General features: G+C 61.5%; 18 protein-coding genes and 5 tRNA genes. 18 read left to right on the top strand and 5 right to left on the bottom strand.

Annotated features, from left to right (window positions below; translation table 11 throughout):
* Positions 1 to 74 precede the first annotated feature (74 nt).
* Together BLQ55_RS23010 and BLQ55_RS23005 are read right to left on the bottom strand one after the other, a co-directional pair.
* On the bottom strand, positions 75 to 269 hold the full coding sequence (locus BLQ55_RS23010) for a hypothetical protein (RefSeq protein ID WP_003203896.1): 195 nt from the start codon (positions 267 to 269) through the stop codon (positions 75 to 77).
* A 248-nt stretch (positions 270 to 517) separates the two neighbouring features.
* A tRNA-Asn gene (locus BLQ55_RS23005) sits at positions 518 to 593 on the bottom strand.
* A 235-nt stretch (positions 594 to 828) separates the two neighbouring features.
* Between BLQ55_RS23005 and BLQ55_RS23000 the strand changes: the two genes are divergently transcribed.
* Positions 829 to 1,056, top strand: coding sequence for a hypothetical protein (locus BLQ55_RS23000; RefSeq protein WP_092257317.1), 228 nt, complete (start codon positions 829 to 831; stop codon positions 1,054 to 1,056).
* A 262-nt stretch (positions 1,057 to 1,318) separates the two neighbouring features.
* On the opposite strand, the gene BLQ55_RS22995 is transcribed toward BLQ55_RS23000, so the two are convergent.
* Positions 1,319 to 2,515: an amino acid aminotransferase gene (locus BLQ55_RS22995; protein ID WP_092204167.1), complete on the bottom strand. Its 1,197-nt coding sequence runs from the start codon at positions 2,513 to 2,515 to the stop codon at positions 1,319 to 1,321.
* Positions 2,516 to 2,847: 332 nt separating this feature from the next.
* Here BLQ55_RS22995 and uvrB point away from each other — a divergent pair, with 332 nt between their 5' ends.
* The 11 genes from uvrB (at position 2,848) to BLQ55_RS22940 (ending at position 11,230) form a co-directional block, all read left to right on the top strand.
* A complete protein-coding gene (uvrB, locus tag BLQ55_RS22990) occupies positions 2,848 to 4,863 on the top strand; it encodes an excinuclease ABC subunit UvrB (protein WP_092204166.1) in 2,016 nt (671 codons plus the stop codon).
* 230 nt (positions 4,864 to 5,093) lie between these two features.
* Entirely contained in the window at positions 5,094 to 6,575 is a 1,482-nt protein-coding gene (gene gltX / locus BLQ55_RS22985) for a glutamate--tRNA ligase (RefSeq protein ID WP_072407052.1), read from the top strand.
* 248 nt (positions 6,576 to 6,823) lie between these two features.
* Positions 6,824 to 6,899: transfer RNA gene (locus BLQ55_RS22980), tRNA-Ala, on the top strand.
* Between the two features lie 79 nt (positions 6,900 to 6,978).
* Positions 6,979 to 7,054 (top strand) — tRNA-Glu (locus BLQ55_RS22975).
* Between the two features lie 53 nt (positions 7,055 to 7,107).
* Positions 7,108 to 7,183: transfer RNA gene (locus tag BLQ55_RS22970), tRNA-Ala, on the top strand.
* Between the two features lie 75 nt (positions 7,184 to 7,258).
* Positions 7,259 to 7,334, top strand: a tRNA-Glu gene (locus BLQ55_RS22965).
* A gap of 181 nt (positions 7,335 to 7,515) precedes the next feature.
* On the top strand, positions 7,516 to 8,055 hold the full coding sequence (locus BLQ55_RS22960; RefSeq protein ID WP_092257314.1) for a TetR/AcrR family transcriptional regulator: 540 nt from the start codon (positions 7,516 to 7,518) through the stop codon (positions 8,053 to 8,055).
* Between the two features lie 28 nt (positions 8,056 to 8,083).
* Positions 8,084 to 8,917, top strand: a complete 834-nt coding sequence (locus BLQ55_RS22955; protein ID WP_092203823.1) for an alpha/beta fold hydrolase — start codon at positions 8,084 to 8,086, stop codon at positions 8,915 to 8,917.
* Positions 8,918 to 9,001: 84 nt separating this feature from the next.
* Positions 9,002 to 9,451, top strand: coding sequence for an acyl-CoA thioesterase (locus tag BLQ55_RS22950; protein WP_092257311.1), 450 nt, complete (start codon positions 9,002 to 9,004; stop codon positions 9,449 to 9,451).
* 247 nt (positions 9,452 to 9,698) lie between these two features.
* Positions 9,699 to 10,658, top strand: a complete 960-nt coding sequence (locus BLQ55_RS22945; protein ID WP_092257308.1) for a tRNA dihydrouridine synthase — start codon at positions 9,699 to 9,701, stop codon at positions 10,656 to 10,658.
* A 119-nt stretch (positions 10,659 to 10,777) separates the two neighbouring features.
* Positions 10,778 to 11,230, top strand: a complete 453-nt coding sequence (locus tag BLQ55_RS22940) for an Hsp20 family protein (RefSeq protein WP_092203819.1) — start codon at positions 10,778 to 10,780, stop codon at positions 11,228 to 11,230.
* Between the two features lie 205 nt (positions 11,231 to 11,435).
* On the opposite strand, the gene BLQ55_RS22935 is transcribed toward BLQ55_RS22940, so the two are convergent.
* Positions 11,436 to 14,714, bottom strand: a complete 3,279-nt coding sequence (locus BLQ55_RS22935) for a PAS domain S-box protein (RefSeq protein WP_092257305.1) — start codon at positions 14,712 to 14,714, stop codon at positions 11,436 to 11,438.
* Between the two features lie 69 nt (positions 14,715 to 14,783).
* The gene (locus BLQ55_RS22930; protein WP_092203815.1) at positions 14,784 to 15,674 is read right to left on the bottom strand and encodes a LysR family transcriptional regulator; all 891 of its coding nucleotides are present in this window, start codon (positions 15,672 to 15,674) and stop codon (positions 14,784 to 14,786) included.
* A 157-nt stretch (positions 15,675 to 15,831) separates the two neighbouring features.
* Between BLQ55_RS22930 and leuC the strand changes: the two genes are divergently transcribed.
* The 6 genes from leuC (at position 15,832) to BLQ55_RS22900 (ending at position 22,390) form a co-directional block, all read left to right on the top strand.
* On the top strand, positions 15,832 to 17,250 hold the full coding sequence (gene leuC / locus BLQ55_RS22925; protein WP_003203866.1) for a 3-isopropylmalate dehydratase large subunit: 1,419 nt from the start codon (positions 15,832 to 15,834) through the stop codon (positions 17,248 to 17,250).
* Positions 17,251 to 17,261: 11 nt separating this feature from the next.
* Complete coding sequence (leuD, locus tag BLQ55_RS22920) at positions 17,262 to 17,906, top strand: 3-isopropylmalate dehydratase small subunit (protein ID WP_060741439.1); 645 nt, start codon at positions 17,262 to 17,264, stop codon at positions 17,904 to 17,906.
* Positions 17,907 to 18,046: 140 nt separating this feature from the next.
* Positions 18,047 to 18,811: a class I SAM-dependent methyltransferase gene (locus tag BLQ55_RS22915; RefSeq protein WP_092257302.1), complete on the top strand. Its 765-nt coding sequence runs from the start codon at positions 18,047 to 18,049 to the stop codon at positions 18,809 to 18,811.
* A gap of 66 nt (positions 18,812 to 18,877) precedes the next feature.
* Complete coding sequence (gene leuB / locus BLQ55_RS22910; RefSeq protein WP_092203811.1) at positions 18,878 to 19,960, top strand: 3-isopropylmalate dehydrogenase; 1,083 nt, start codon at positions 18,878 to 18,880, stop codon at positions 19,958 to 19,960.
* 54 nt (positions 19,961 to 20,014) lie between these two features.
* Entirely contained in the window at positions 20,015 to 21,127 is a 1,113-nt protein-coding gene (asd, locus tag BLQ55_RS22905) for an aspartate-semialdehyde dehydrogenase (RefSeq protein WP_024779161.1), read from the top strand.
* A gap of 252 nt (positions 21,128 to 21,379) precedes the next feature.
* A complete protein-coding gene (locus tag BLQ55_RS22900) occupies positions 21,380 to 22,390 on the top strand; it encodes an aspartate-semialdehyde dehydrogenase (protein ID WP_092257299.1) in 1,011 nt (336 codons plus the stop codon).
* Positions 22,391 to 22,400 lie beyond the last annotated feature (10 nt).

Here is a 22,400-nt window from a genome sequence, read left to right as displayed (position 1 = left end):
ATCGATGGGGTTACCTTACGGCTCAGGGGGAAGGACGGAAAATCAACTGGCTCAATAGTAGGAATCGATGCCGCTCAATCGACGACCAGATCGAGCATGTGCACCACTTCCTGCTCGTTGAGCAGGCCCTTGCGGACCAGGTTTTCCGCCAGCAGGGAAAGAAACTTGGCGCTGCGGTGGCCTTCCAGTTGCTTGAGTTCGGTCAGTACGTTGTACACCTTGCTGGAGGTGCACAGGCCGACAATGCGATGGGGGTTTTGTGTGGGCATACCTTCGTCCTTGTTGTTTTGAAGCTGTTGTTGGCGGACAGTGCCAGTTTGCGGCCCTGTCATGACGCTCACGTGACAGCTTGGGTTGTCGGAAAAACAAAGCAGGATCCGGACCATGTTGTCTTTTTGGCGCCGGATTATTGTTCCGACAGCGACCTCGGCCAGACTTATATGGCCATCCACCTGTTTTTCGCCCACAAAAAAAGCCCCTGGATCTTTCGATCCAGGGGCTTTTTGATGTTGCTGTCTGGCTCCACGACCTGGACTCGAACCAGGGACCCAGTGATTAACAGTCACTTGCTCTACCAACTGAGCTATCGCGGAATGGCGCGTATGTTACTGATTGGAAAAGAGAAGTCAAGTGTCTATTGGCGGATGGCGCATTCCCGGTGCCCATTGACGGTCAATCAGCGATTGGCAGTTACCGCAAGGACGGGAGAGGGCTACCATGGTCGCCCGGAAGTGGCAGGACGCGCTGCCGGCCATTCGCCGACATTGAGGTATGCGCCATGAACTACCTGTTACCACTTCACACAGCCCGTTGCGCCGAGGTGTGCTTGTGAGCACCGCTCAGATCAGTTTGCCCAAGGGTGTGGGGCCTCACGCCGAGAAACTGTACGACGCCATCACCCAGGCGAGCACGGCCGAAGAATTGAACCGTGCCGGCGGCAAGGCCGAGGGGTTTGTCCTGGGGCTGGAAAGCACCAAGGCCATCAAGAGCCAGGTGGCCGAGTCGTTGTATGTCATCTATGAGGATGCGGCGAGCCTGCGGGCGACGGAGTTGTAGTCGCGATGCATTTGCTTGTATAGAAAATGCAGGGCTGGATGCTTTTTGTGGCGAGGGGATTTATCCCCGCTGGGCTGCGTAGCAGCCCTGAAATCAGCAACGGATGTAGCAGGTTAATAACTTCAAGCACCTTGGGGCTGCTTCCCAACCCAGCGGGGATAAATCCCCTCGCCACAGGTTTTGGTGTGTGCCTGTTTTCATAGGTTTAGACAGCCAAAAAAAACGGGAAGCCATGGCTTCCCGTTCTTCATCCCAACGACCTTCAGATCACCTGGACAATAGCCTTGGTCACCGCATCGATGTTGTTCTGGTTCAGCGCGGCCACGCAGATGCGGCCGGTGTCCAGCGCGTAGACGCCGAACTCGTTGCGCAGGCGCATCACTTGTTCAACGGTCAGGCCGGAGTAGGAGAACATCCCGCTCTGACGGGCGACGAAGCTGAAGTCGTGCTGCGGGGCGGCCTTGGCCAGCATGTCGACCATCTGGTCGCGCATGCCGCGAATGCGCAGGCGCATTTCGGCCAGTTCGGCTTCCCACTGCGCCCGCAGCTCCGGGCTGTTGAGCACGGCGGCGACGATGCTGGCGCCATGGGTCGGCGGGTTGGAGTAGTTGGTGCGGATCACGCGCTTGACCTGGGACAGCACACGGGCACTTTCTTCTTTCGATTCGCTGACGATCGACAGGGCGCCGACGCGCTCGCCGTACAGCGAGAACGACTTGGAGAACGAGCTGGAGGCAAAGAAGGTCAGCCCGGATTCGGCAAACAGGCGCACGGCCGCCGCATCTTCGTCGATACCGGCACCAAAGCCTTGGTAGGCCATGTCCAGGAACGGTACGTGATTCTTGGCCTTGACCACGGCCAGCACGTTTTTCCAGTCTTCCGGGGTCAGGTCCACGCCGGTCGGGTTGTGGCAGCAGGCGTGCAGCACAACGATCGAGCGATCGGGCAGGGCGTTGAGGTCTTCCAGCAGGCCGCTGCGGTTCACGTCGTGGGTGGCGGCATCGTAGTAGCGGTAGTTCTGCACCGGGAAGCCGGCGGTTTCGAACAGGGCGCGGTGGTTCTCCCAGCTCGGGTCGCTGATGGCCACGACCGCGTCGGGCAGCAGTTGCTTGAGGAAGTCGGCACCGATCTTCAGTGCGCCAGTGCCGCCCACGGCCTGGGCGGTGATGACACGACCGGAGGCGATCAGCGGCGAATCCTTGCCGAACAGCAGGGTCTGCACAGCCTGGTCGTAGGCGGCGATGCCGTCGATTGGCAGGTAGCCACGGGAAACGTGCTGAGCCACGCGAATCGTCTCGGCCTCGACCACGGCGCGCAGGAGTGGAATGCGCCCCTCCTCGTTGCAGTAAACACCCACACCCAGGTTGACCTTATTGGTACGGGTGTCGGCGTTGAAAGCTTCGTTGAGGCCCAGGATGGGGTCGCGGGGTGCCAATTCGACAGCGGAAAACAGGCTCATTAGTGCGCGGCTCTGAATGGAGAATGAGGGGACGTGTGACGCTCCAGCCGAATGCACTAGAGCGGTGCACAAACGGGGAGCTAGTATAGAGGCCATCACCCGGCACGGCGACAGGCGATTCGGCTTTTAGGCTAAGTTTTTTCGATTTTTTTCGACCGTTAGTCTTCTGGCCGCGTCAAAGTCTTCAAGGCGTGTAGGACGTTCGTCTTGAAAGCGAAGGCATTCACCTCCACATTGTGTGCATCCCAGCTTTTTCCTCGGGCGACACCCGTCGTTTCGGTCTTTCTCGTTCCTGTCGGCTGGCCGACAGGGGTGAATCCAGAGGTTATGTCATGTCTGAATTCCAGCTAGTCACCCGCTTCCAGCCCGCCGGCGATCAGCCGGAAGCCATCCGCCTGATGGTCGAAGGCATCGAGGCCGGGCTGGCGCACCAGACGTTGCTCGGTGTGACCGGCTCGGGCAAGACCTTCAGCATCGCCAACGTGATCGCCCAGGTGCAGCGCCCGACCCTGGTCCTGGCACCGAACAAGACCCTGGCGGCGCAGCTGTACGGTGAGTTCAAGGCGTTTTTCCCGAACAACGCCGTGGAGTACTTCGTTTCCTATTACGACTACTACCAGCCCGAGGCCTACGTGCCGTCGTCGGACACCTTCATTGAGAAGGACGCCTCGATCAACGACCACATCGAACAGATGCGCCTGTCGGCGACCAAGGCGCTGCTCGAGCGCAAGGACGCGATCATCGTCACCACGGTTTCGTGCATCTACGGCTTGGGCAGCCCGGAAACCTACCTGAAGATGGTGCTGCACGTGGATCGCGGCGACAAACTCGACCAGCGCGCCTTGCTGCGGCGCCTGGCGGACTTGCAGTACACCCGCAACGACATGGATTTTGCCCGGGCGACCTTCCGGGTGCGGGGCGATGTGATCGATATCTACCCGGCGGAGTCGGACCTGGAAGCGATCCGCATCGAGCTGTTCGACGATGAAGTGGAGAGTCTCTCGGCGTTCGATCCGCTGACCGGCGAAGTGATCCGCAAGTTGCCACGCTTCACCTTCTACCCCAAGAGCCACTACGTGACGCCCCGGGAAACTTTGCTGGACGCCATCGAAGGGATCAAGGCCGAGTTGCAGGAACGCCTGGAGTACCTGCGTTCGAACAACAAACTGGTGGAAGCCCAGCGTCTGGAGCAACGGACCCGGTTCGACCTGGAGATGATCCTGGAGCTGGGCTACTGCAACGGCATCGAAAACTATTCGCGCTACCTGTCGGGCCGTCCGGCGGGTGCGCCGCCGCCGACCTTGTATGACTATCTGCCGGCCGATGCCTTGCTGGTGATCGACGAATCCCACGTCAGCGTGCCCCAGGTCGGCGCCATGTACAAAGGCGACCGTTCGCGCAAGGAAACCCTGGTGGAATACGGCTTCCGCCTGCCCTCGGCGCTGGATAACCGGCCGATGCGCTTCGACGAATGGGAAAGCGTGAGCCCGCAGACGATTTTTGTCTCGGCCACCCCTGGCAACTACGAGGCCGAGCATGCCGGGCGGGTGGTCGAGCAAGTGGTGCGACCGACCGGGCTGGTGGACCCGCAAGTCGAGGTGCGTCCGGCGTTGACTCAAGTGGACGACCTGCTCTCGGAAATCAGCAAGCGCGTGGCCGTGGAGGAGCGGGTGCTGGTCACCACGCTGACCAAGCGCATGGCCGAAGACCTCACCGATTACCTGGCCGACCATGGCGTGCGGGTGCGTTACCTGCACTCGGACATCGACACGGTGGAGCGGGTCGAGATCATCCGCGACCTGCGCCTGGGCACCTTCGATGTGCTGGTGGGCATCAACTTGCTGCGCGAAGGCCTGGACATGCCGGAAGTGTCGCTGGTGGCGATTCTCGACGCCGACAAGGAAGGTTTCCTGCGCTCCGAACGCTCGTTGATCCAGACCATCGGTCGCGCGGCGCGTAACCTGAATGGCCGGGCGATTCTGTACGCTGACCGCATCACCGGCTCCATGGAGCGGGCCATAGGCGAGACCGAGCGCCGTCGTGACAAGCAGATCGCCTTCAACCTGGCCAATGGCATCACCCCCAAGGGCGTGTTCAAGGACGTCGCCGACATCATGGAAGGCGCCACCGTGCCAGGCTCGCGCAGTAAAAAACGCAAGGGCATGGCCAAGGCGGCCGAAGAGAGCGCCCGCTACGAGGCCGAACTGCGCTCTCCGAGCGAAATCACCAAGCGCATCCGGCAACTGGAAGAGAAAATGTACCAGCTGGCCCGGGACCTGGAGTTCGAAGCGGCGGCGCAATTGCGTGATGAGATTGGCAAGTTGCGGGAGCGGTTGCTAACTGTTTGAGTTTTGCAGTGGCTTTGATGGCCTAATCGCGAGCAGGCTCGCTCCCACAGTTGACCGTGTCGTCCAGGCTGCACGCGGTCTCCTGTGGGAGCGAGCCTGCTCGCGATTGAAGGCGACTCGGTCTAACAGGTGCCACACAAATCCCGCCGTTACTGGAGCCCGCCCGCCATCGCCTGTTACCATTCGCCCCCTGTTTGATCTTCGCTTTTATATTCTTTCCGAGACATGCCATGACCACCGTCCGCACCCGCATCGCGCCTTCGCCCACTGGCGATCCCCATGTCGGCACCGCCTACATCGCTTTGTTCAACTATTGCTTTGCCAAGCAGCATGGCGGCGAGTTCATCCTGCGGATCGAGGACACCGACCAGTTGCGTTCGACCCGCGAGTCCGAGCAGCAGATCTTCGATGCCTTGCGCTGGTTGGGGATCGACTGGAGCGAAGGCCCGGACGTCGGCGGCCCGCACGGTCCGTACCGCCAGAGCGAGCGTGGCGACATCTACAAACAGTATTGCCAGCAGTTGGTGGACATGGGGCATGCGTTCCCGTGTTTCTGCACCGCCGAAGAGCTGGACCAGATGCGCGCCGAGCAAATGGCCCGCGGCGAAACCCCGCGCTATGACGGCCGGGCGCTGCTGCTGTCCAAGGAAGAAGTCGCCCGTCGCCTGGCGGCCGGCGAGCCCCATGTGATCCGCATGAAAGTGCCGAGCGAAGGCGTCTGCGTGGTGCCGGACATGCTGCGTGGCGATGTCGAGATCCCGTGGGATCGCATGGACATGCAAGTGCTGATGAAGACCGACGGTCTGCCGACGTACTTCCTGGCCAACGTGGTCGATGATCACCTGATGGGCATCACCCACGTATTGCGCGGTGAAGAGTGGCTGCCGTCGGCGCCGAAGCTGATCCTGCTCTACGAATACTTCGGCTGGGAACAACCACAGCTGTGCTACATGCCGCTGCTGCGTAACCCGGACAAGAGCAAGCTGTCCAAGCGCAAGAACCCGACCTCGGTGACGTTCTACGAGCGCATGGGCTTCATGCCCGAGGCGATGCTCAACTACCTGGGGCGCATGGGCTGGTCGATGCCGGACGAGCGCGAGAAGTTCTCGCTGCAGGAAATGGTCGAGCATTTCGACCTGTCGCGGGTCTCCCTGGGCGGGCCGATCTTCGACATCGAGAAACTGTCGTGGCTCAACGGCCAGTGGCTGCGGGACCTGCCGGTGGAAGAGTTCGCCGCGCGTGTGCAGAAATGGGCGTTGAACCCTGAGTACATGATGAAAATCGCGCCCCATGTGCAGGGCAGGGTAGAGACCTTCAGCCAGATCGCCCCGCTGGCCGGCTTCTTCTTTGCCGGTGGCGTGACGCCGGACGTGAAGCTGTTCGAGTCCAAGAAGCTCTCCGGCGACCAGGTACGCCAGTTGATGCAACTGATCCTGTGGAAGCTCGAAAGCCTGCGTCAGTGGGAGAAGGACAGCATCACCGCGACCATCCAGGCCGTGGTCGAATCCTTGGAGTTGAAACTGCGCGATGCCATGCCGCTGATGTTCGCCGCCATTACCGGCCAGGCCAGCTCGGTGTCGGTGCTCGATGCGATGGAGATTCTCGGGCCGGACCTGACCCGTTTCCGCCTGCGCCAGGCCATCGATCTGCTCGGTGGCGTGTCGAAGAAGGAGAACAAGGAGTGGGAAAAACTGTTGGGCGCGATCGCCTGATGGCCCTATAGGAGCTGACGAGCGAAGCGAGGCTGCGATCTTTCCCCAGCTAATTGAATCTCAAGCGAAAGATCAAAAGATCGCAGCCTCGCTTCGCTCGTCAGCTCCTACGAAACAGGCGAAGTCCCAGTTTTACTGGGGAGGGTGGTAAGTGATTGTTATCCCGGCAAAAAATTTTCAAATTTGTTGAAAATAAATTTGACAGACCTCCGATACGCCCTTAAGATTCGCCCCGTCCTCAGCGATGAGGGGCTATAGCTCAGCTGGGAGAGCGCTTGCATGGCATGCAAGAGGTCGACGGTTCGATCCCGTCTAGCTCCACCAATTTACACTTCAAGGCCTGGCCACACCGGCTTTGAAGCGATCAACACTCAGCGTTGATCAGTTGTATAGAAGGGTTTGCGTCCCCTTCGTCTAGTGGCCTAGGACACCGCCCTTTCACGGCGGTAACAGGGGTTCGAGTCCCCTAGGGGACGCCAGTTTTACAGAAGTGATGTTGCAAGATGTCGCTCCGCCGCGAGGCGAAAAATCCGGGGCTATAGCTCAGCTGGGAGAGCGCTTGCATGGCATGCAAGAGGTCGACGGTTCGATCCCGTCTAGCTCCACCAATTACAGCTTCAAGGTCTGGCCACACCGGCCTTGAATCGATCAGTTCTCAGCGCTGATCAAGTCAGAAGGTTTGTGTCCCCTTCGTCTAGTGGCCTAGGACACCGCCCTTTCACGGCGGTAACAGGGGTTCGAGTCCCCTAGGGGACGCCACGATTACCCGCTCTGCGGGATTTTATAAGGGTCATTCAATTCTTGAATGGCCCTTTTGTTTGTCTGGCGTTTGGCCAATTTCCTTATCCTTTGAAAAAGTCTTCTGACCAGCGGTGAATATTTCCGCTTGCGGGAAATTATTATATGTATAATATTTCAGTCGTAATATTCGGAGGCGACGATGAGCGATAAAAAGGCACAAACCCGTGAACGCATTCTCAAGGCTGCCAGCGATGCGCTGATCCAGCGTGGGCCGGCAGAGCCGAGCGTGGGCGAGGTGATGGGCGCGGCCGGGCTGACGGTGGGCGGCTTTTACGCCCATTTCGAAAGCAAGGATGCCTTGATGCTGGAGGCTTTCAAGCAATTGCTCAATCGGCGTCGCGGCTTGATCGCCGATATGGACGGTGAGCTGACAGGCGAAGAGCTGCGGGCGTTGGTCGCCGCGTTCTATCTGTCCCGAAAGCACCGCGACTCCACCGAGCAAGCCTGCCCGATTCCGGCGTCGGTGGGCGAACTCGGGCGACTGCCGGATGCGTTTCGTGAGGTGCTCAATGAGCATATCGAATTGATGGTCGCGCAATTGGCGGCCAGCCCGGAGGACGCCGACAAGGCCCTGGCCGACATCGCCTTGATGGTCGGTGGCCTGGCCCTGGCGCGGGCATTGGGCCCGGGAGAGTTATCGGATCGTTTGCTGCGCGCCGCCAAGACGGCGGTGCGTTGAGCTGAGGCGCGAGCCCTGGAGATGAGCGATGGACAGGTTGAGCTGGGTACGTAGTGTCAATGGCACGCTTGGCTGGGTGGCTCCGCGCCTGGTGGCGAAGCAGATGCGTTCGCTGTTCATGCGCCCTCGAAACTTGCCGCCGCGGGATTGGGAACTGCCGTTGCTGGCAACGTCCGAGCGTATCACCTTGCGTTTCGGTCTCTCGGCCTTGCGCTGGGGCAAAGGCCCGGTGGTCTTGTTGATGCACGGTTGGGAAGGGCGGCCGACCCAGTTCGCGGCGCTGATCACGGCTCTGGTGGGCGCTGGTTACATGGTCGTGGCGTTGGACGGTCCGGCCCACGGTCGGTCGCCGGGGCGCGAGGCGAATGTCCTGTTGTTCGCCAGGGCCATGCTCGAAGCCGCCGCCGAGCTGCCGCCGTTGCAGGCGGTGATCGGGCATTCCATGGGGGGTGCCAGCGCCATGCTGGCGGTTCAGTTGGGGTTGCGTACCGAAACGCTGGTCAGCATCGCCGCGCCCGCTCGCATTCTTGGGGTGCTGCGCGGTTTCTCCCGGATGATGGGCCTGCCGCCCAAGGCGCGTTCGGCCTTCATTCGCCAGGTGGAAAGCGACGTGGGCATGCCTGCCTCGAAGATGGACGTGGCGCATTACCAGCTGGACGTGCCGGGGTTGATCGTCCATGCCGAGGACGACACATCGGTCTCGGTCAAGGAGTCGCAATTGATTCATGAGGCCTGGTTCGACAGTCGGCTGCTGCGACTGCCACAGGGCGGGCATCAGCGGGTGCTGGCCGATCCTCGGGTCATTGATGGGGTGTTATCGCTGTTGGCCGGTCGCAGCCTGCAAGCCCGGCAATCGGCCTGAGCGGTGGAAGCAAGGCTTGCCCGCGATGGCGGTCGAGCTCGGATCCGTTACACTGCCCCATCCAAATTCGACCGGGAGAGGGTCATGGGCTGGGATCGGGCAACGCCATTCATCATTGATCTTCAGGTCAATGCCGAAGACATCGACGGGCTGGGCCACGCCAACAACGCGGTATACGTCACCTGGCTCGAGCGCTGTGCCTGGCGCCACTCCCAGCGCCTGGGCCTGGATCTGGTGGAGTATCGACGCCTGGACCGGGCCATGGCGGTGGTGCGGCATGAAATCGATTACCTGGCGGCCGCCTATGAAGGCGACGAACTGCAATTGGCGACCTGGATCGTCGACTGGGACCAGCGCCTGAAAATGACCCGGCATTTCCAGCTGGTCCGTCCCAGCGACAACGCCACGTTGCTGCGGGCCCAGACCACTTTCGTCTGCATCGAACTGTCCACTGGCCGGCCCAAGCGCATGCCGCAGGAATTCATCGAGGGGTATGGCCCCGCCCTGGAACCGTCCGGCACCCTCGTGGACTGACCCACCGTCATTGCGAGCAAGCTCAGCTCCCACAGGGTTTGGTGGTGGACTTCAGTTCCATGAATACCCTGGAACCCATGTGGGAGCGAGCTTGCTCGCGATAGCGGCGCTGCATTCAACATTTGCGCAAGCTGACCCACCGTCATCGCGAGCAAGCTCAGCTCCCACAGGGATTGGTGGTGAATTCCGATGTCATGGGCAAAATCCGGTAAACTGCCACACGTTTTTTCGTTGAGTGTGTGTTTCCATGCAAATTGCCCTGGCGCCCATGGAGGGGTTGGTCGACAACATCCTGCGGGACGTCCTGACCCGTGTTGGCGGTATCGACTGGTGTGTCACCGAGTTCATCCGCGTCAACGATCGTCTGCTCACGCCGGCCTATTTCCATAAGCTCGCCCCTGAGCTGTTGAGCGGTGCCCAGACCGCTGCCGGCGTGCCGTTGCGAGTACAGTTGCTCGGCTCCGATCCGGTGTGCCTGGCGGAAAACGCGGCGTTGGCGTGCGAGTTGGGCTCGGAGGTGATCGACCTCAATTTCGGTTGCCCGGCCAAGACCGTGAACAAGTCCCGGGGCGGGGCTGTGTTGCTCAAGGAACCGGAACTGCTCAACGAAATCGTCGAACACGTGCGCCGCGCGGTGCCGAAACACATTCCCGTCACCGCCAAGATGCGCCTGGGTTTCGATAGCCCGGACGGCGCCCTGGTCTGTGCCACGGCGTTGGCCGAAGGCGGCGCGGCGCACATCGTGGTGCATGCGCGGACCAAGGTCGATGGCTACAAGCCTCCGGCCCATTGGGAGTGGATCCCCCGCGTGCAGGAAGTGGTCAAGGTGCCGGTGTTCGCCAATGGCGATATCTGGAGCGTGGAGGATTGGCGCCGTTGCCGCGAAATCAGCGGTGTCGAAGACATCATGCTCGGTCGCGGTCTCGTTTCCCGCCCTGACCTGGCCCGGCAGATCGCTGCCGCCCGGGCTGGCGAGGACGTGGTCGAGATGTCCTGGGCCGAGTTGCAGCCGATGCTCCATGACTTTTGGCAGCAGGTGGTCGAACAGTTGACGCCGCGCCAGGCCCCGGGCCGGTTGAAGCAGTGGCTGGCGATGCTGACCCGCAATTACCCCGAAGCGGTGGAGTTGTTTACCGCGCTGCGCCGGGAAACCGACCTGGACGCGGTGGGTCATGTATTGGGTGTGCGGCGCACCGAAGCGGCCTGAAAAAAATTCGAAAAAACCTCTTGAAAAGTTTTTGGTGGACCCTAGATAGGGGTTACGCGATGCCGAATTCGGGTCGCGGAGACAAAAAAACTTGCTGAATTTTTCAGGAGATTTGAATCATGAGTACTGCATTTTCGCTGGCCCCTTTGTTCCGTTCCTCGGTGGGCTTCGATCGCTTCAACGATCTGTTCGAAAGCGCCCTGCGCAACGAACCAGGCAGCAGCTATCCACCCTACAACGTGGAAAAACATGGTGATGACGAGTACCGCATCGTGGTCGCCGCCGCCGGGTTCCAGGAAGAAGACCTGGACCTGCAAGTGGAAAAAGGTGTGCTGACCATCAGTGGCGGCAAGCGTGAAGCCAGCAACGACAGCGTCACCTTCCTGCACCAGGGCATTGCCCAGCGTGCGTTCAAGCTGTCCTTCCGGTTGGCCGATCATATCGAGATCAAGTCCGCCGGCCTGCGTAACGGTCTGTTGAGCATCGACCTGTTGCGAGTGGTTCCGGAAGAGGCGAAAGCCAAGCGCATCCCGATCAACGGTGCGCAGCAGCAACCCGCGCTGCAAAACTGATGCATCGCAACTGAAGAAGGGCGCCTGATGGCGCCCTTTTTCATTTTGAAACACTGAGAGTGACTGTGGCGCTGGACTGCGTCCGTAGGCGCTGTCGAGTGTAACGAGGCTGCGATCTTTCCCTAGACACTTGAATCTCAAGTGAAAGATCAAAAGATCGCAGGCTTCGCCAGCTCCTGCAGGGCCCAGCGGGAGCCAACTCGCTTCACGGCAACAACCGCTCAAACGCCTCCAGCGGCAACGGCCGGCTGTGCAGGTAACCTTGGTACAAATGGCAATCGAGTCCCTGCAAAAAATGCAATTGCTCCAGGGTCTCCACGCCCTCGGCGATCATCACCAGGTTGAGGCTGCGGGCCATGGCGACGATGGCGCGGATGATTTCGGCGTCGTTGGGGTCGCTGGTGGCGTCGCGTACGAATGACTGGTCGATTTTCAGCGTGTCCACCGGCAGGCGCTTGAGGTAGGTCAGCGACGAATAACCGGTGCCGAAATCGTCCATGGCGAAGCTCACCCCCAGTTTCTTGAGCCGGCGCATCTTGGCGATGGTGTCGTCCAGGTTCTGGATCACGATGCCTTCGGTGATCTCCAGTTTCAGCAGCGAGCAGGGCAGGCCGTGGGTGGCCAGGCTACTTTCGATGCGTTCGACGAAGTCGCTCTGGCGGAATTGTCGCGGGCTGATGTTCACGCACAGGCTGAATTGCTGCGGATCGATCTTGCCCTTGGCGATCAATTGCTTGAAGCCGTCGCAAGCTTCATCGAGGATCCAGGTCCCGACTTCGAGGATCAGGCCACTGTCCTCCAGCACTTTGATGAATTCGTTGGGCGATTGGGCGCCGAGGTCCGGGTGATGCCAGCGCACCAAGGCTTCGGCGCCGATGATGCGGTTGTCCCGGGCATCGACCTGAGGCTGGAAATGCACGCTGAACTCGCCACGGGCCAGGGCCAGGCGCAGGTCGGTTTCCATGCGCAACCGTTCGCTGGCGGCTTTTTGCATGGTGGTGTGGAACATCTGCGAGGTATTGCGTCCCGAGTCCTTGGCGCGATACAGCGCAATGTCGGCGCGCTTGAGCAAATCGGTAGGGGTGGAGCCGTGGTCGGGGATCAACGCGATACCGATGCTCGGCGTGACCTGCAACCGCTGGCCATCGAGAAACATCGGTTCCGAGAGCAGTTCACGCAGGGTGTCGGCCAGGGCCTGTACTTGCTTGCTGACCTCGTTTCGCGAGCCCTCCAGGCCGCTGAGCAGCACCACGAACTCATCGCCACCCAGCCGCGCTACGGTGTCCTCCAGGCGTACGCTGGCTTCCAGGCGCGCGGTGATGATTTTCAGCACGGTGTCGCCCACCGGGTGACCGAGGGAATCGTTGATGTGCTTGAAGTGGTCCAGGTCGAGAAATAGCAGGGCGCCGCGCAAGTTGTGGCGCTTGAGCAGGGCGATCTGCTGGCTCAGGCGGTCCATCAGCAAGGCCCGGTTGGGCAGGTTGGTCAGCGAGTCGTGGTAGGCCAGGTGGCGGATCTGGGCTTCGGCATTGCGCAGCAGGCTCACGTCTCGGGCGGTCAGTAGCAGGCACTCGGTTTCATTGAGGGTGATGGGCTCGACCGAGACCTCCACCGTGAGGAGTTCCCCACGTTTATTACGCCCGAGCATCTCCTGGTGGTGCACGCGGCCCTTGAGTTGCAATTCGGCCAGCAGGGCGGCGCGTTGCTTTTCTTCGGTCCAGATTCCTATCTCGTAGACCGTATGCCCGATCACTTCGTCGGCGCGGTAGCCAGTCAACCGGCAGAAGCCGTCGTTGACCTCAAGGTAGCGACCGCTTTGGTGTTCGGTGATGGTGATGGCGTCGGGGCTGGAATGAAACGCCTTGGCGAATTTCTCTTCACTGGCCTTGAGGGCGGCCTCGGAGCGTTGCTGCTGCGTGATGTCGCGCAAGGTCGTGACGATGCACGGCTGGTTGCCGACGTTGATTTGCCGGCTGGAAATCACACAGGTCAGTGGCTGGCCATTCTTGTGGTGAACGACGATGGCGACATTGTTCAGCGATTGTTCGCGGATCACCCGTTCGATGCGTTGCAGACTGCTGCCCGAACCATCCCAGAGGCCGATTTCGTCGGCGCTGAGGCCAATCACGTCGCTGGTGGTCCAGCCGAAGGTCTGGGTGAAACTGGAGTTGATCTCGAGGAAGCGCCCGCTGTCCTGGTGGGTGACGCAGATCGGATCTGGACTGACCTGGAACAGCGTGGCGAATTTCTCTTCCGAGGCGGCCAGGCTTTGTTCGCGCTCCACCTGGTCGGTGATGTCCAACAAGGTCCCGGCCATGCGCAAGGGGCTGCCGTCGTCGTTGCGGTAGAGGCGGGCGCGGCTTTCCAGGTAGCGCGAGGTGCCATCGGGCAGTTGCACGCGGTAGGTCAATTGATAGTTGCCCGCCGGGCCTTCCCGCAGGCTGCGATAGGCGTTGCGCATGTTGTTGCGTTCTTCTGTGGGAACCCCCTCGAAAAACGCATCGAATGATTCGTGGAACGGCTTGGGTTCCAGGCCGTGGAGCTGCGCGGCCCGGGCCGAGCCGTAGAGCATGCCGCTGGGAATGTGCCAGTCCCAGGTGCCCAGTTGCGCCGAGTCGAGGGCCAGGTCCAGGCGTTCCTGGCTGTCCTTGAGGGCCTGTTCGGCGAGCTTGCGCTCGGTGGTGTCGAGGAACGTGCTCAGCAGGTACGGCTGGCCTTCGAGCTCGACTTTCTGTGCACTCAGAATGCCGTTATGTATCTGGCCGTTGCTGGCCCGGAACTCCACCTCCATGCTGACCAGTTCGCCCTTGGCCTTGGTCGCCTCCACCAGTTCCGCCCGCTGCTTGGGGTCAACCCACAGGCCCAGTTCCAGGGTGGTACGGCCGATCACGTCATGCACCGGCCAACCGAACAGGCTTTCGAAATACTGGTTGGCCTCGCTGATCAGCCCGTCTTCCTGGCGGGTCAGCAAGACCATGTTCGGGCACAGATGAAAGAGCGTGGCGAAGCGTTTTTCCGAGCTGCGCAGCGCCTGTTCCCGCTCGCGCTGATGGGTGATTTCACGAATCACCCCGATCATGCGCGGCCGGCCATGTTTGTCGGGTAGCACGCTGCCACTGATTTCCACCCAGTGCAGGCTGCCGTCGGGCCAGACGATGCGGTGATGCATCGCCTGGTCCAGCGGCGCTCCGGACACTGCCGCGTGAAAGGCGCGCACGGCCCTGGCCCGGTCTTCGGGCAACAGCAGGTCGAGGTAGTCCACGTCCGCCGGCAAGGGTTGGCGCGGATCGAAGCCGAACAACGCCTGGGTGCCGCGGGACCAACTGATCTGGCCGCTGTCGATGTCCCACGACCAGGCGCCCAGCCGCGCACCGTTCAGGGCGGCCAGCAACTGTGGCGCGCTGTCCCAGCTTTGCTCGGACCGCTTCGGGTCGAGCGCCTGAATGCGCGGCAGGGGCGGGAGATGGTCAGCAGGTTTGGGCATTTCTAGCGAACCTTGAGCGGTTTTGGGCATTAAGCACAAGCATTCAAGGCCCTACAGGCGCGGCACAACCTATGCCTCTGTCCCTGGCAAATCGATTTGTGCGTCCAGTAAGGCCATGAAAGCCCGTGCGGCATTCGATAGCGTCCGTTCGGTGTGCAAGATATAGCCTAGCTGGCGACTGAGCTGTATGCCCGGCAAAGGAATGCGCGCAACCTGTTCATCGAGCATGGTGCGCGGCAGAACGCTCCAGGCCAGGCCGATGGAAACCATCATCTTTATGGTTTCCAGATAATTCGTGCTCATGGCGATGTTTGGCGTCAGGCCCTGGGCCTCGAACAACCGTTGCACGATGTGGTGGGTAAAGGTGTTGCCGCCCGGGAACACCGCCGGATGCAAGGCAATGTCCGCCAGGCTCACCGCGCTGTTTTCCAGCAACGCATGCTCCGGGGCGACCACGAAATCCAGGGGGTCGTCCCACACTGGCGTGGCCCTGACCAGCGTGTGGGGCTCGGGGGCGAGGGTGATGACGGCCAGTTCCGCCCGGCCATGGAGGATTTCTTCGTAGGCCACTTCCGAATCCAGGAACTGGATATCCAGCGCCACCTGGGGATAACGCCGGGTGAACTCCCGTAATAAAGGTGGCAAGCGGTGCAGGCCGATGTGATGGCTGGTGGCGAGCGTCAGGCGCCCGGTCACCTCGCCGGTCAGGTTGGTCAGGGCGCGACGGGTGTCGTCCAGCACGTTGAGGATCTGGTAGGCCCTCGGCAACAGGGCCCGGCCGGCCTCGGTCAGGCCCACCTCTCGGCCCAGGCGGTCGAACAGGCGCACCTTGAGTTGTTGTTCGAGGCCGGCAATTCGCTTGCTGATGGCCGGCTGGGTCAGGTGCAGGCGTTCGCCGGCGCCGGAGAAACTGCCCGTCTCGGCGATGGCAATAAAGGCATTGAGGTTGGCGAGGTCCATGGCGGTTCCGGTCGGATTCCAGTTGGTTATGCAAAGCATGAAAAATATGAATTTGAGTTATTTAATGTAACCCCATAGGATCAGCCTCACAAGCCAAGGGGTTATTGATTCGTTCAAGGCCCGGGGCATAGAAACAAGCTGATGAGGAAACCGTCTGATGGCCGGCAAAACGCTCTACGACAAGCTCTGGGATTCGCATTTGGTCAAGCAGCGCGACGATGGCTCGGCGCTGATCTATATCGACCGTCACATCATTCACGAAGTGACGTCGCCGCAAGCCTTCGAAGGCCTGCGCCTGGCCGGGCGCAAGCCGTGGCGCATCGATGCCAACATCGCGACCCCGGACCACAACGTACCGACCACGCCGGAGCGCAAGGGCGGCATCGAAGCCATTGCCGACCAGGTTTCGCGCCTGCAGGTCCAGACCCTCGATGATAACTGTGACGAATACGGCATCGTCGAATTCAAGATGAACGATGTGCGCCAAGGCATCGTCCACGTCATCGGCCCGGAGCAGGGTGCGACCTTGCCTGGCATGACCGTGGTCTGCGGCGACTCGCACACCTCGACCCACGGTGCTTTCGGCGCCCTGGCCCATGGCATCGGCACGTCCGAGGTCGAGCACGTGCTCGCCACCCAGTGCCTGGTCGCCAAGAAAATGAAAAACATGCTGGTGCGCGTCGAAGGCAAGTTGCCGTTCGGCGTGACCGCCAAGGACATCGTCCTGGCCGTGATCGGCAAGATCGGCACCGCTGGCGGTAACGGCCATGCCATCGAGTTCGCCGGCAGCGCGATCCGCGACTTGTCCGTCGAAGGCCGCATGACCATCTGCAACATGTCCATCGAGGCCGGTGCCCGCGTCGGCCTGGTGGCCGCCGATGAAAAAACCGTGGAATACGTCAAGGGCCGTCCGTTCTCGCCCAAAGGCGCGGAATGGGACATGGCGGTCGAGGCCTGGAAAGACCTGGTCTCCGATGCCGATGCCAAGTTCGACACGGTGGTCGAGCTCGACGCGACGCAGATCAAGCCACAAGTCAGCTGGGGCACTTCCCCGGAAATGGTCCTGGCCGTGGACCAGAACGTACCGGATCCGGCCAAGGAAATGGACCTGGTCAAGCGCGACTCCATCGTCCGCGCCTTGAAGTACATGGGCTTGAGCGCCAACCAGGCGATCACCGACATCCAGCTCGATCGCGTGTTCATCGGCTCCTGCACCAACTCGCGGATCGAAGACCTGCGCGCCGCGGCGGTGATCGCCAAGGGCCGCAAGGTGGCCTCGACCATCAAGCAGGCCATCGTGGTGCCGGGCTCGGGCCTGGTGAAGGCCCAGGCCGAAGCGGAAGGGCTGGACAAGATTTTCCTCGAGGCCGGTTTCGAATGGCGTGAGCCGGGCTGCTCGATGTGCCTGGCGATGAACCCTGACCGACTGGAGTCGGGCGAGCATTGCGCCTCCACCTCCAACCGTAACTTCGAAGGCCGTCAGGGCGCCGGTGGCCGTACGCACCTGGTGAGCCCGGCCATGGCCGCCGCGGCAGCCGTCAACGGCCGTTTCGTCGACGTCCGCGAATTGATCTGAAGGAGCGCAGCATGAAAGCTTTTACCCAGCACACCGGTCTTGTCGCGCCTTTGGATCGCGCCAACGTCGACACCGACCAGATCATTCCCAAGCAATTCCTGAAGTCCATCAAGCGCACCGGTTTCGGCCCGAACCTGTTCGACGAATGGCGCTACCTGGATGTCGGCCAGCCGTACCAGGACAACTCCAAGCGGCCGTTGAACAAGGATTTCGTGCTCAACGCCGAGCGTTATCAAGGCGCCAGCGTGTTGCTGGCCCGGGAGAACTTCGGCTGCGGTTCTAGCCGCGAGCACGCGCCATGGGCCCTGGAAGAGTACGGTTTCCGCAGCATCATCGCGCCGAGCTATGCCGATATCTTCTTCAACAACAGCTTCAAGAACGGCTTGCTGCCGATCATCCTCAGCGATGCTGACGTGGATGAGCTGTTCCAGCAGGTCGAGGCCAACCCTGGCTATCAACTGCAGATCGACCTGGCCGCCCAGACGGTGACCCGTCCCGACGGCAAGGTGCTGGGTTTCGAGATCGATGCGTTCCGCAAGCACTGCCTGCTCAACGGCCTGGATGACATCGGCTTGACGCTGCAGGACGGCGAGGCGATTGCCGCGTTCGAGGCCAGGCACCGGGCGAGCCAGCCTTGGTTGTTTCGCGATGCTTGATGGATTGATGTAGGCAGTACCGGCTTCATCGCGAGCAAGCTCGCTCCCACAGGTGTTTTGTGAGCACCCAAATCCCCTGTGGGAGCGAGCTTGCTCGCGATGGGGGCCGCCCAGGCAATCAAATACCACAAGGACATCCCATGACCAACACCGCCCACAGTCAGGTTGTACAAAAGCAATTCGGTGAACAGGCTTCGGCCTATCTGAGCAGTGCCGTGCACGCCCAGGGTGCTGAGTTCGCGCTGCTACAGGCTGCGTTGGCCGGTCGTGGCGATGCCCGTGTGCTGGACCTGGGCTGTGGCGCCGGTCATGTGAGTTTCCACGTGGCGCCGCTGGCCGGTGAAGTGGTGGCCTACGATCTGTCCCAACAGATGCTGGACGTTGTGACCGCAGCAGCGGCCGAGCGTGGCCTGGACAACATCAGCACGGTACGGGGCGCCGCCGAGCGCCTGCCGTTCGCCGACGCTGAGTTCGACTTCGTGTTCAGCCGTTATTCGGCGCATCATTGGAGCGACCTGGGCCTGGCGTTGCGGGAAGTGCGACGGGTGCTCAAGCCGGGCGGGGCGATGGCGTTCATCGACATCCTGTCGCCGGGTACGCCGTTGCTGGACACCTACCTGCAAAGCATCGAAGTGCTGCGTGACACCAGCCATGTGCGCGATTATTCGGCCGACGAGTGGTTGCGCCAGGTCAGCGAAGCGGGGTTGCACACCCGCAGCACCTCGCGCCAGCGCCTGCGCCTGGAGTACCACTCCTGGGTCGAACGCATGCGGACACCCGAGGTGATGCGCGGGGCGATTCTCCAGCTGCAGCGTTCGATGGGCGATGAAGTGCGAGAATATTTTGAGATTGAGGCCGATGGTTCGTTCAGTACAGATGTACTGGTGCTGTGGGCCGAGCGATAGCATTTTTCCCGGCCTGGCCTTGGGTGCGCAACCCAGGCCGGTGTCGACAGAGCAAACGAGGAAAGCATGAGCAAGCAGATTCTGATTCTCCCAGGTGATGGCATCGGCCCGGAAATCATGGCCGAGGCGGTCAAGGTCCTGGAACTGGCGAACGACAAGTACGGCCTGGGCTTCGAACTCAGCCACGACGTGATCGGCGGCGCCGCCATCGACAAGCACGGCGTGCCCCTGGCCGACGAAACCCTGGACCGTGCCCGTGCCGCCGATGCCGTGCTGCTGGGCGCCGTGGGCGGCCCGAAATGGGACAAGATCGAACGCGACATCCGCCCTGAGCGTGGCCTGCTGAAGATTCGCGCGCAACTGGGCCTGTTCGGCAACCTGCGTCCGGCGATTCTTTATCCGCAACTGGCCGATGCGTCGAGCCTGAAGCCGGAAATCGTCTCGGGCCTGGACATCCTCATCGTGCGTGAGCTGACCGGCGGTATCTACTTCGGCGCCCCGCGTGGCACCCGTGAGCTGGATAATGGCGAGCGCCAGGCCTACGACACCCTGCCGTACAGCGAGAGTGAAATCCGCCGTATCGCCCGGGTCGGCTTCGACATGGCCCGCGTGCGTGGCAAGAAGCTGTGCTCGGTGGACAAGGCCAACGTGCTGGCTTCCAGCCAACTGTGGCGTGAAGTGGTCGAGCAGGTGGCCAAGGATTACCCGGACGTCGAGCTGAGCCACATGTACGTCGACAACGCCGCCATGCAACTGGTGCGTGCGCCCAAGCAGTTCGACGTGATCGTCACCGACAACATGTTCGGCGACATCCTGTCCGACGAAGCGTCGATGCTCACCGGCTCCATCGGCATGCTGCCGTCGGCCTCCCTGGACGCCAACAACAAGGGCATGTACGAGCCATGCCACGGTTCGGCGCCGGACATCGCCGGGCAGGGCATTGCCAACCCATTGGCGACCATCCTGTCGGTGTCGATGATGCTGCGCTACAGCTTCAACTTGAACGATGCCGCCGACGCGATCGAAAAAGCCGTCAGCGTGGTCCTGGACCAAGGCTTGCGCACCGGTGATATCTGGTCGCAAGGTTGTACCAAAGTCGGTACGCAGCAAATGGGCGATGCAGTAGTCGCCGCGCTGCGGAATCTGTAATCTTTCGGGCCCACCGCTTCGACGGTGGCCCACTTTTGTATAGGTGTAGTTGCGATGAAACGTGTAGGTCTGATCGGTTGGCGCGGCATGGTCGGTTCCGTGCTCATGCAGCGAATGCTGGAAGAGCAGGATTTCGATCTCATTGAGCCGGTGTTTTTCACCACTTCCAATGTCGGTGGCCAGGGCCCGTCCGTGGGCAAGGACACCGGTGCGCTCAAGGATGCCTACAGCATCGAAGAGCTCAAGACCCTCGACGTGATCCTGACTTGCCAGGGTGGCGACTACACCAGCGAAGTGTTCCCCAAGCTGCGTGAAGCCGGCTGGCAGGGTTACTGGATCGACGCCGCCTCCAGCCTGCGCATGCAGGACGACGCGGTGATCATCCTCGACCCGGTCAACCGCAAGGTCATCGACCAGCAGCTGGACGCGGGCACCAAGAACTACATCGGCGGCAACTGCACCGTCAGCCTGATGCTGATGGGCCTGGGCGGCCTGTTCGAAGCCGGTCTGGTGGAGTGGATGAGCGCCATGACCTACCAGGCCGCGTCCGGTGCCGGCGCGCAGAACATGCGTGAGCTGATCAAGCAGATGGGCGCCACCCACGCCGCCGTCGCCGATGACCTGGCCAACCCGGCCAGTGCCATCCTCGACATCGACCGCAAGGTCGCCGAGGCGATGCGCAGCGATGCCTATCCGACCGAGAACTTTGGCGTACCGCTGGCCGGCAGCCTGATCCCCTGGATCGATAAGGAACTGCCCAACGGCCAGAGCCGGGAAGAGTGGAAGGCCCAGGCCGAAACCAACAAGATCCTCGGTCGCTTCAAGAGCCCGATCCCGGTGGACGGCATCTGCGTGCGCATCGGTGCCATGCGCTGCCACAGCCAGGCGCTGACCATCAAGCTGAACAAAGACGTGCCGATCGCCGACATCGAAGGATTGATCAGCCAGCACAACCCTTGGGTCAAGCTGGTGCCGAACAATCGCGAAACCAGCATGCAGGAGCTGAGCCCGACCAAGGTCACCGGCACCCTGAATGTACCGGTGGGCCGTCTGCGCAAATTGAACATGGGGTCGCAGTTCGTCGGTGCCTTCACCGTCGGCGACCAGCTGCTGTGGGGCGCGGCCGAACCGCTGCGCCGCATGCTGCGGATCCTGCTCGAGCGTTGATCGACTGTTGTTGTGAAAGAACCCGTGCCTTGTGAGAGGCGCGGGTTTTTTATTGGGAGACGGTTGTGTGTCAGGGCTGGCCTCATCGCGAGCAAGCTCGCTCCCACACAGGATTTTCAGTGACCGCAAAACCTGTGGGAGCGAGCTTGCTCGCGATGGGGCCAGTCCAGGTACTGCAACTCCCTAGCCAATTGCCTGCGTACCCACCACCCGGTAAAGTGCCGCTCCCCACGTTTTACCTGAGGTAGACCCATGAGCCAGTCCTTTGATATTGCCGTGATCGGCGCCACCGGTACTGTCGGCGAAACCCTCGTCCAGATTCTCGAAGAGCGGGACTTCCCGGTCGGCAACCTGCACCTGCTGGCCAGCAGCGAATCGGCAGGCAGCTCGGTGATGTTTCGCGGCAAAAACGTGCGGGTGCGTGAGGTCGACGAGTTCGACTTCAGTAAAGTCCAACTGGTGTTCTTCGCCGCCGGCCCGGCGGTGACCCTGAGTTTCGCCCCGCGGGCCACGGCGGCCGGCTGTGCGCTGATCGACTTGTCCGGGGCCTTGCCGCCCGAGCAGGCGCCACAGATCGTGCCGGAAGCCAACGCCCAGGTCCTGGCCGGCTTGGGCAAGCCGTTGCAGGTCAGCAGCCCCAGCGCATCGGCCACGGCCCTGGCGGTCGTGCTGGCGCCACTGCGCGAGTGCCTCGATCTGCAACGCATCAGCCTGACCGCCAGCCTCGCGGTGTCGGCCCAGGGCCGCGTGGCCGTGAGCGAGCTGGCGCGCCAGACCGCCGAGCTGCTCAACGCCCGTCCGCTGGAACCGAAGTTCTTTGACCGGCAGATGGCGTTCAACCTGCTGGCCCAGGTCGGCGCTCCGGACGAGCAGGGCCATACGTCGCTGGAAAAGCGTCTGGTTCGTGAGTTGCGCCAGGTGCTGAATCAACCTTTGTTAAAGATTTCCGTCACTTGCATTCAAGCCCCGGTGTTTTTTGGCGATAGCTTTAGCGTGACCGTGCAGTCTGCGAACACCGTCGACCTGGCCAAGGTCAACGCGGCCCTGGAAGCGGCGCCCGGTATCGAACTGGTGGAGGCGGGCGACTACCCGACTGCGGTGGGTGATGCGGTGGGGCAGGATGTGGTCTACGTTGGTCGTGTACGCGGTGGGATCGACGATCCGACGGAACTGAATATGTGGCTGACGTCAGATAACGTGCGCAAGGGCGCGGCACTCAATGCCGTGCAGGTGGCTGAGTTGTTGATAAAAGACTTGCTGTAAAAGATACTTG

The organism is Pseudomonas sp. NFACC13-1 (genome assembly GCF_900104425.1).
Lineage (GTDB): Bacteria > Pseudomonadota > Gammaproteobacteria > Pseudomonadales > Pseudomonadaceae > Aquipseudomonas > Aquipseudomonas fluorescens_AA.
This window is presented reverse-complemented; position numbering and strand designations above follow the sequence as displayed.

What these genes read in the sequence shown, in the direction of transcription:
- gltX (WP_072407052.1), top strand. Translation starts at nt 5,094, where the DNA reads ATGACCACCGTCCGCACCCGCATCGCGCCTTCGCCCACTGGCGATCCC.
- BLQ55_RS22995 (WP_092204167.1), bottom strand. Translation starts at nt 2,515, where the DNA reads ATGAGCCTGTTTTCCGCTGTCGAATTGGCACCCCGCGACCCCATCCTG.
- BLQ55_RS23010 (WP_003203896.1), bottom strand. Translation starts at nt 269, where the DNA reads ATGCCCACACAAAACCCCCATCGCATTGTCGGCCTGTGCACCTCCAGC.
- asd (WP_024779161.1), top strand. Translation starts at nt 20,015, where the DNA reads ATGAAACGTGTAGGTCTGATCGGTTGGCGCGGCATGGTCGGTTCCGTG.
- BLQ55_RS22950 (WP_092257311.1), top strand. Translation starts at nt 9,002, where the DNA reads ATGGGCTGGGATCGGGCAACGCCATTCATCATTGATCTTCAGGTCAAT.
- BLQ55_RS22945 (WP_092257308.1), top strand. Translation starts at nt 9,699, where the DNA reads ATGCAAATTGCCCTGGCGCCCATGGAGGGGTTGGTCGACAACATCCTG.
- BLQ55_RS22940 (WP_092203819.1), top strand. Translation starts at nt 10,778, where the DNA reads ATGAGTACTGCATTTTCGCTGGCCCCTTTGTTCCGTTCCTCGGTGGGC.
- leuC (WP_003203866.1), top strand. Translation starts at nt 15,832, where the DNA reads ATGGCCGGCAAAACGCTCTACGACAAGCTCTGGGATTCGCATTTGGTC.
- BLQ55_RS22930 (WP_092203815.1), bottom strand. Translation starts at nt 15,674, where the DNA reads ATGGACCTCGCCAACCTCAATGCCTTTATTGCCATCGCCGAGACGGGC.
- leuB (WP_092203811.1), top strand. Translation starts at nt 18,878, where the DNA reads ATGAGCAAGCAGATTCTGATTCTCCCAGGTGATGGCATCGGCCCGGAA.
- uvrB (WP_092204166.1), top strand. Translation starts at nt 2,848, where the DNA reads ATGTCTGAATTCCAGCTAGTCACCCGCTTCCAGCCCGCCGGCGATCAG.
- BLQ55_RS22935 (WP_092257305.1), bottom strand. Translation starts at nt 14,714, where the DNA reads ATGCCCAAACCTGCTGACCATCTCCCGCCCCTGCCGCGCATTCAGGCG.
- BLQ55_RS22960 (WP_092257314.1), top strand. Translation starts at nt 7,516, where the DNA reads ATGAGCGATAAAAAGGCACAAACCCGTGAACGCATTCTCAAGGCTGCC.
- BLQ55_RS22955 (WP_092203823.1), top strand. Translation starts at nt 8,084, where the DNA reads ATGGACAGGTTGAGCTGGGTACGTAGTGTCAATGGCACGCTTGGCTGG.
- BLQ55_RS22900 (WP_092257299.1), top strand. Translation starts at nt 21,380, where the DNA reads ATGAGCCAGTCCTTTGATATTGCCGTGATCGGCGCCACCGGTACTGTC.
- BLQ55_RS22915 (WP_092257302.1), top strand. Translation starts at nt 18,047, where the DNA reads ATGACCAACACCGCCCACAGTCAGGTTGTACAAAAGCAATTCGGTGAA.
- leuD (WP_060741439.1), top strand. Translation starts at nt 17,262, where the DNA reads ATGAAAGCTTTTACCCAGCACACCGGTCTTGTCGCGCCTTTGGATCGC.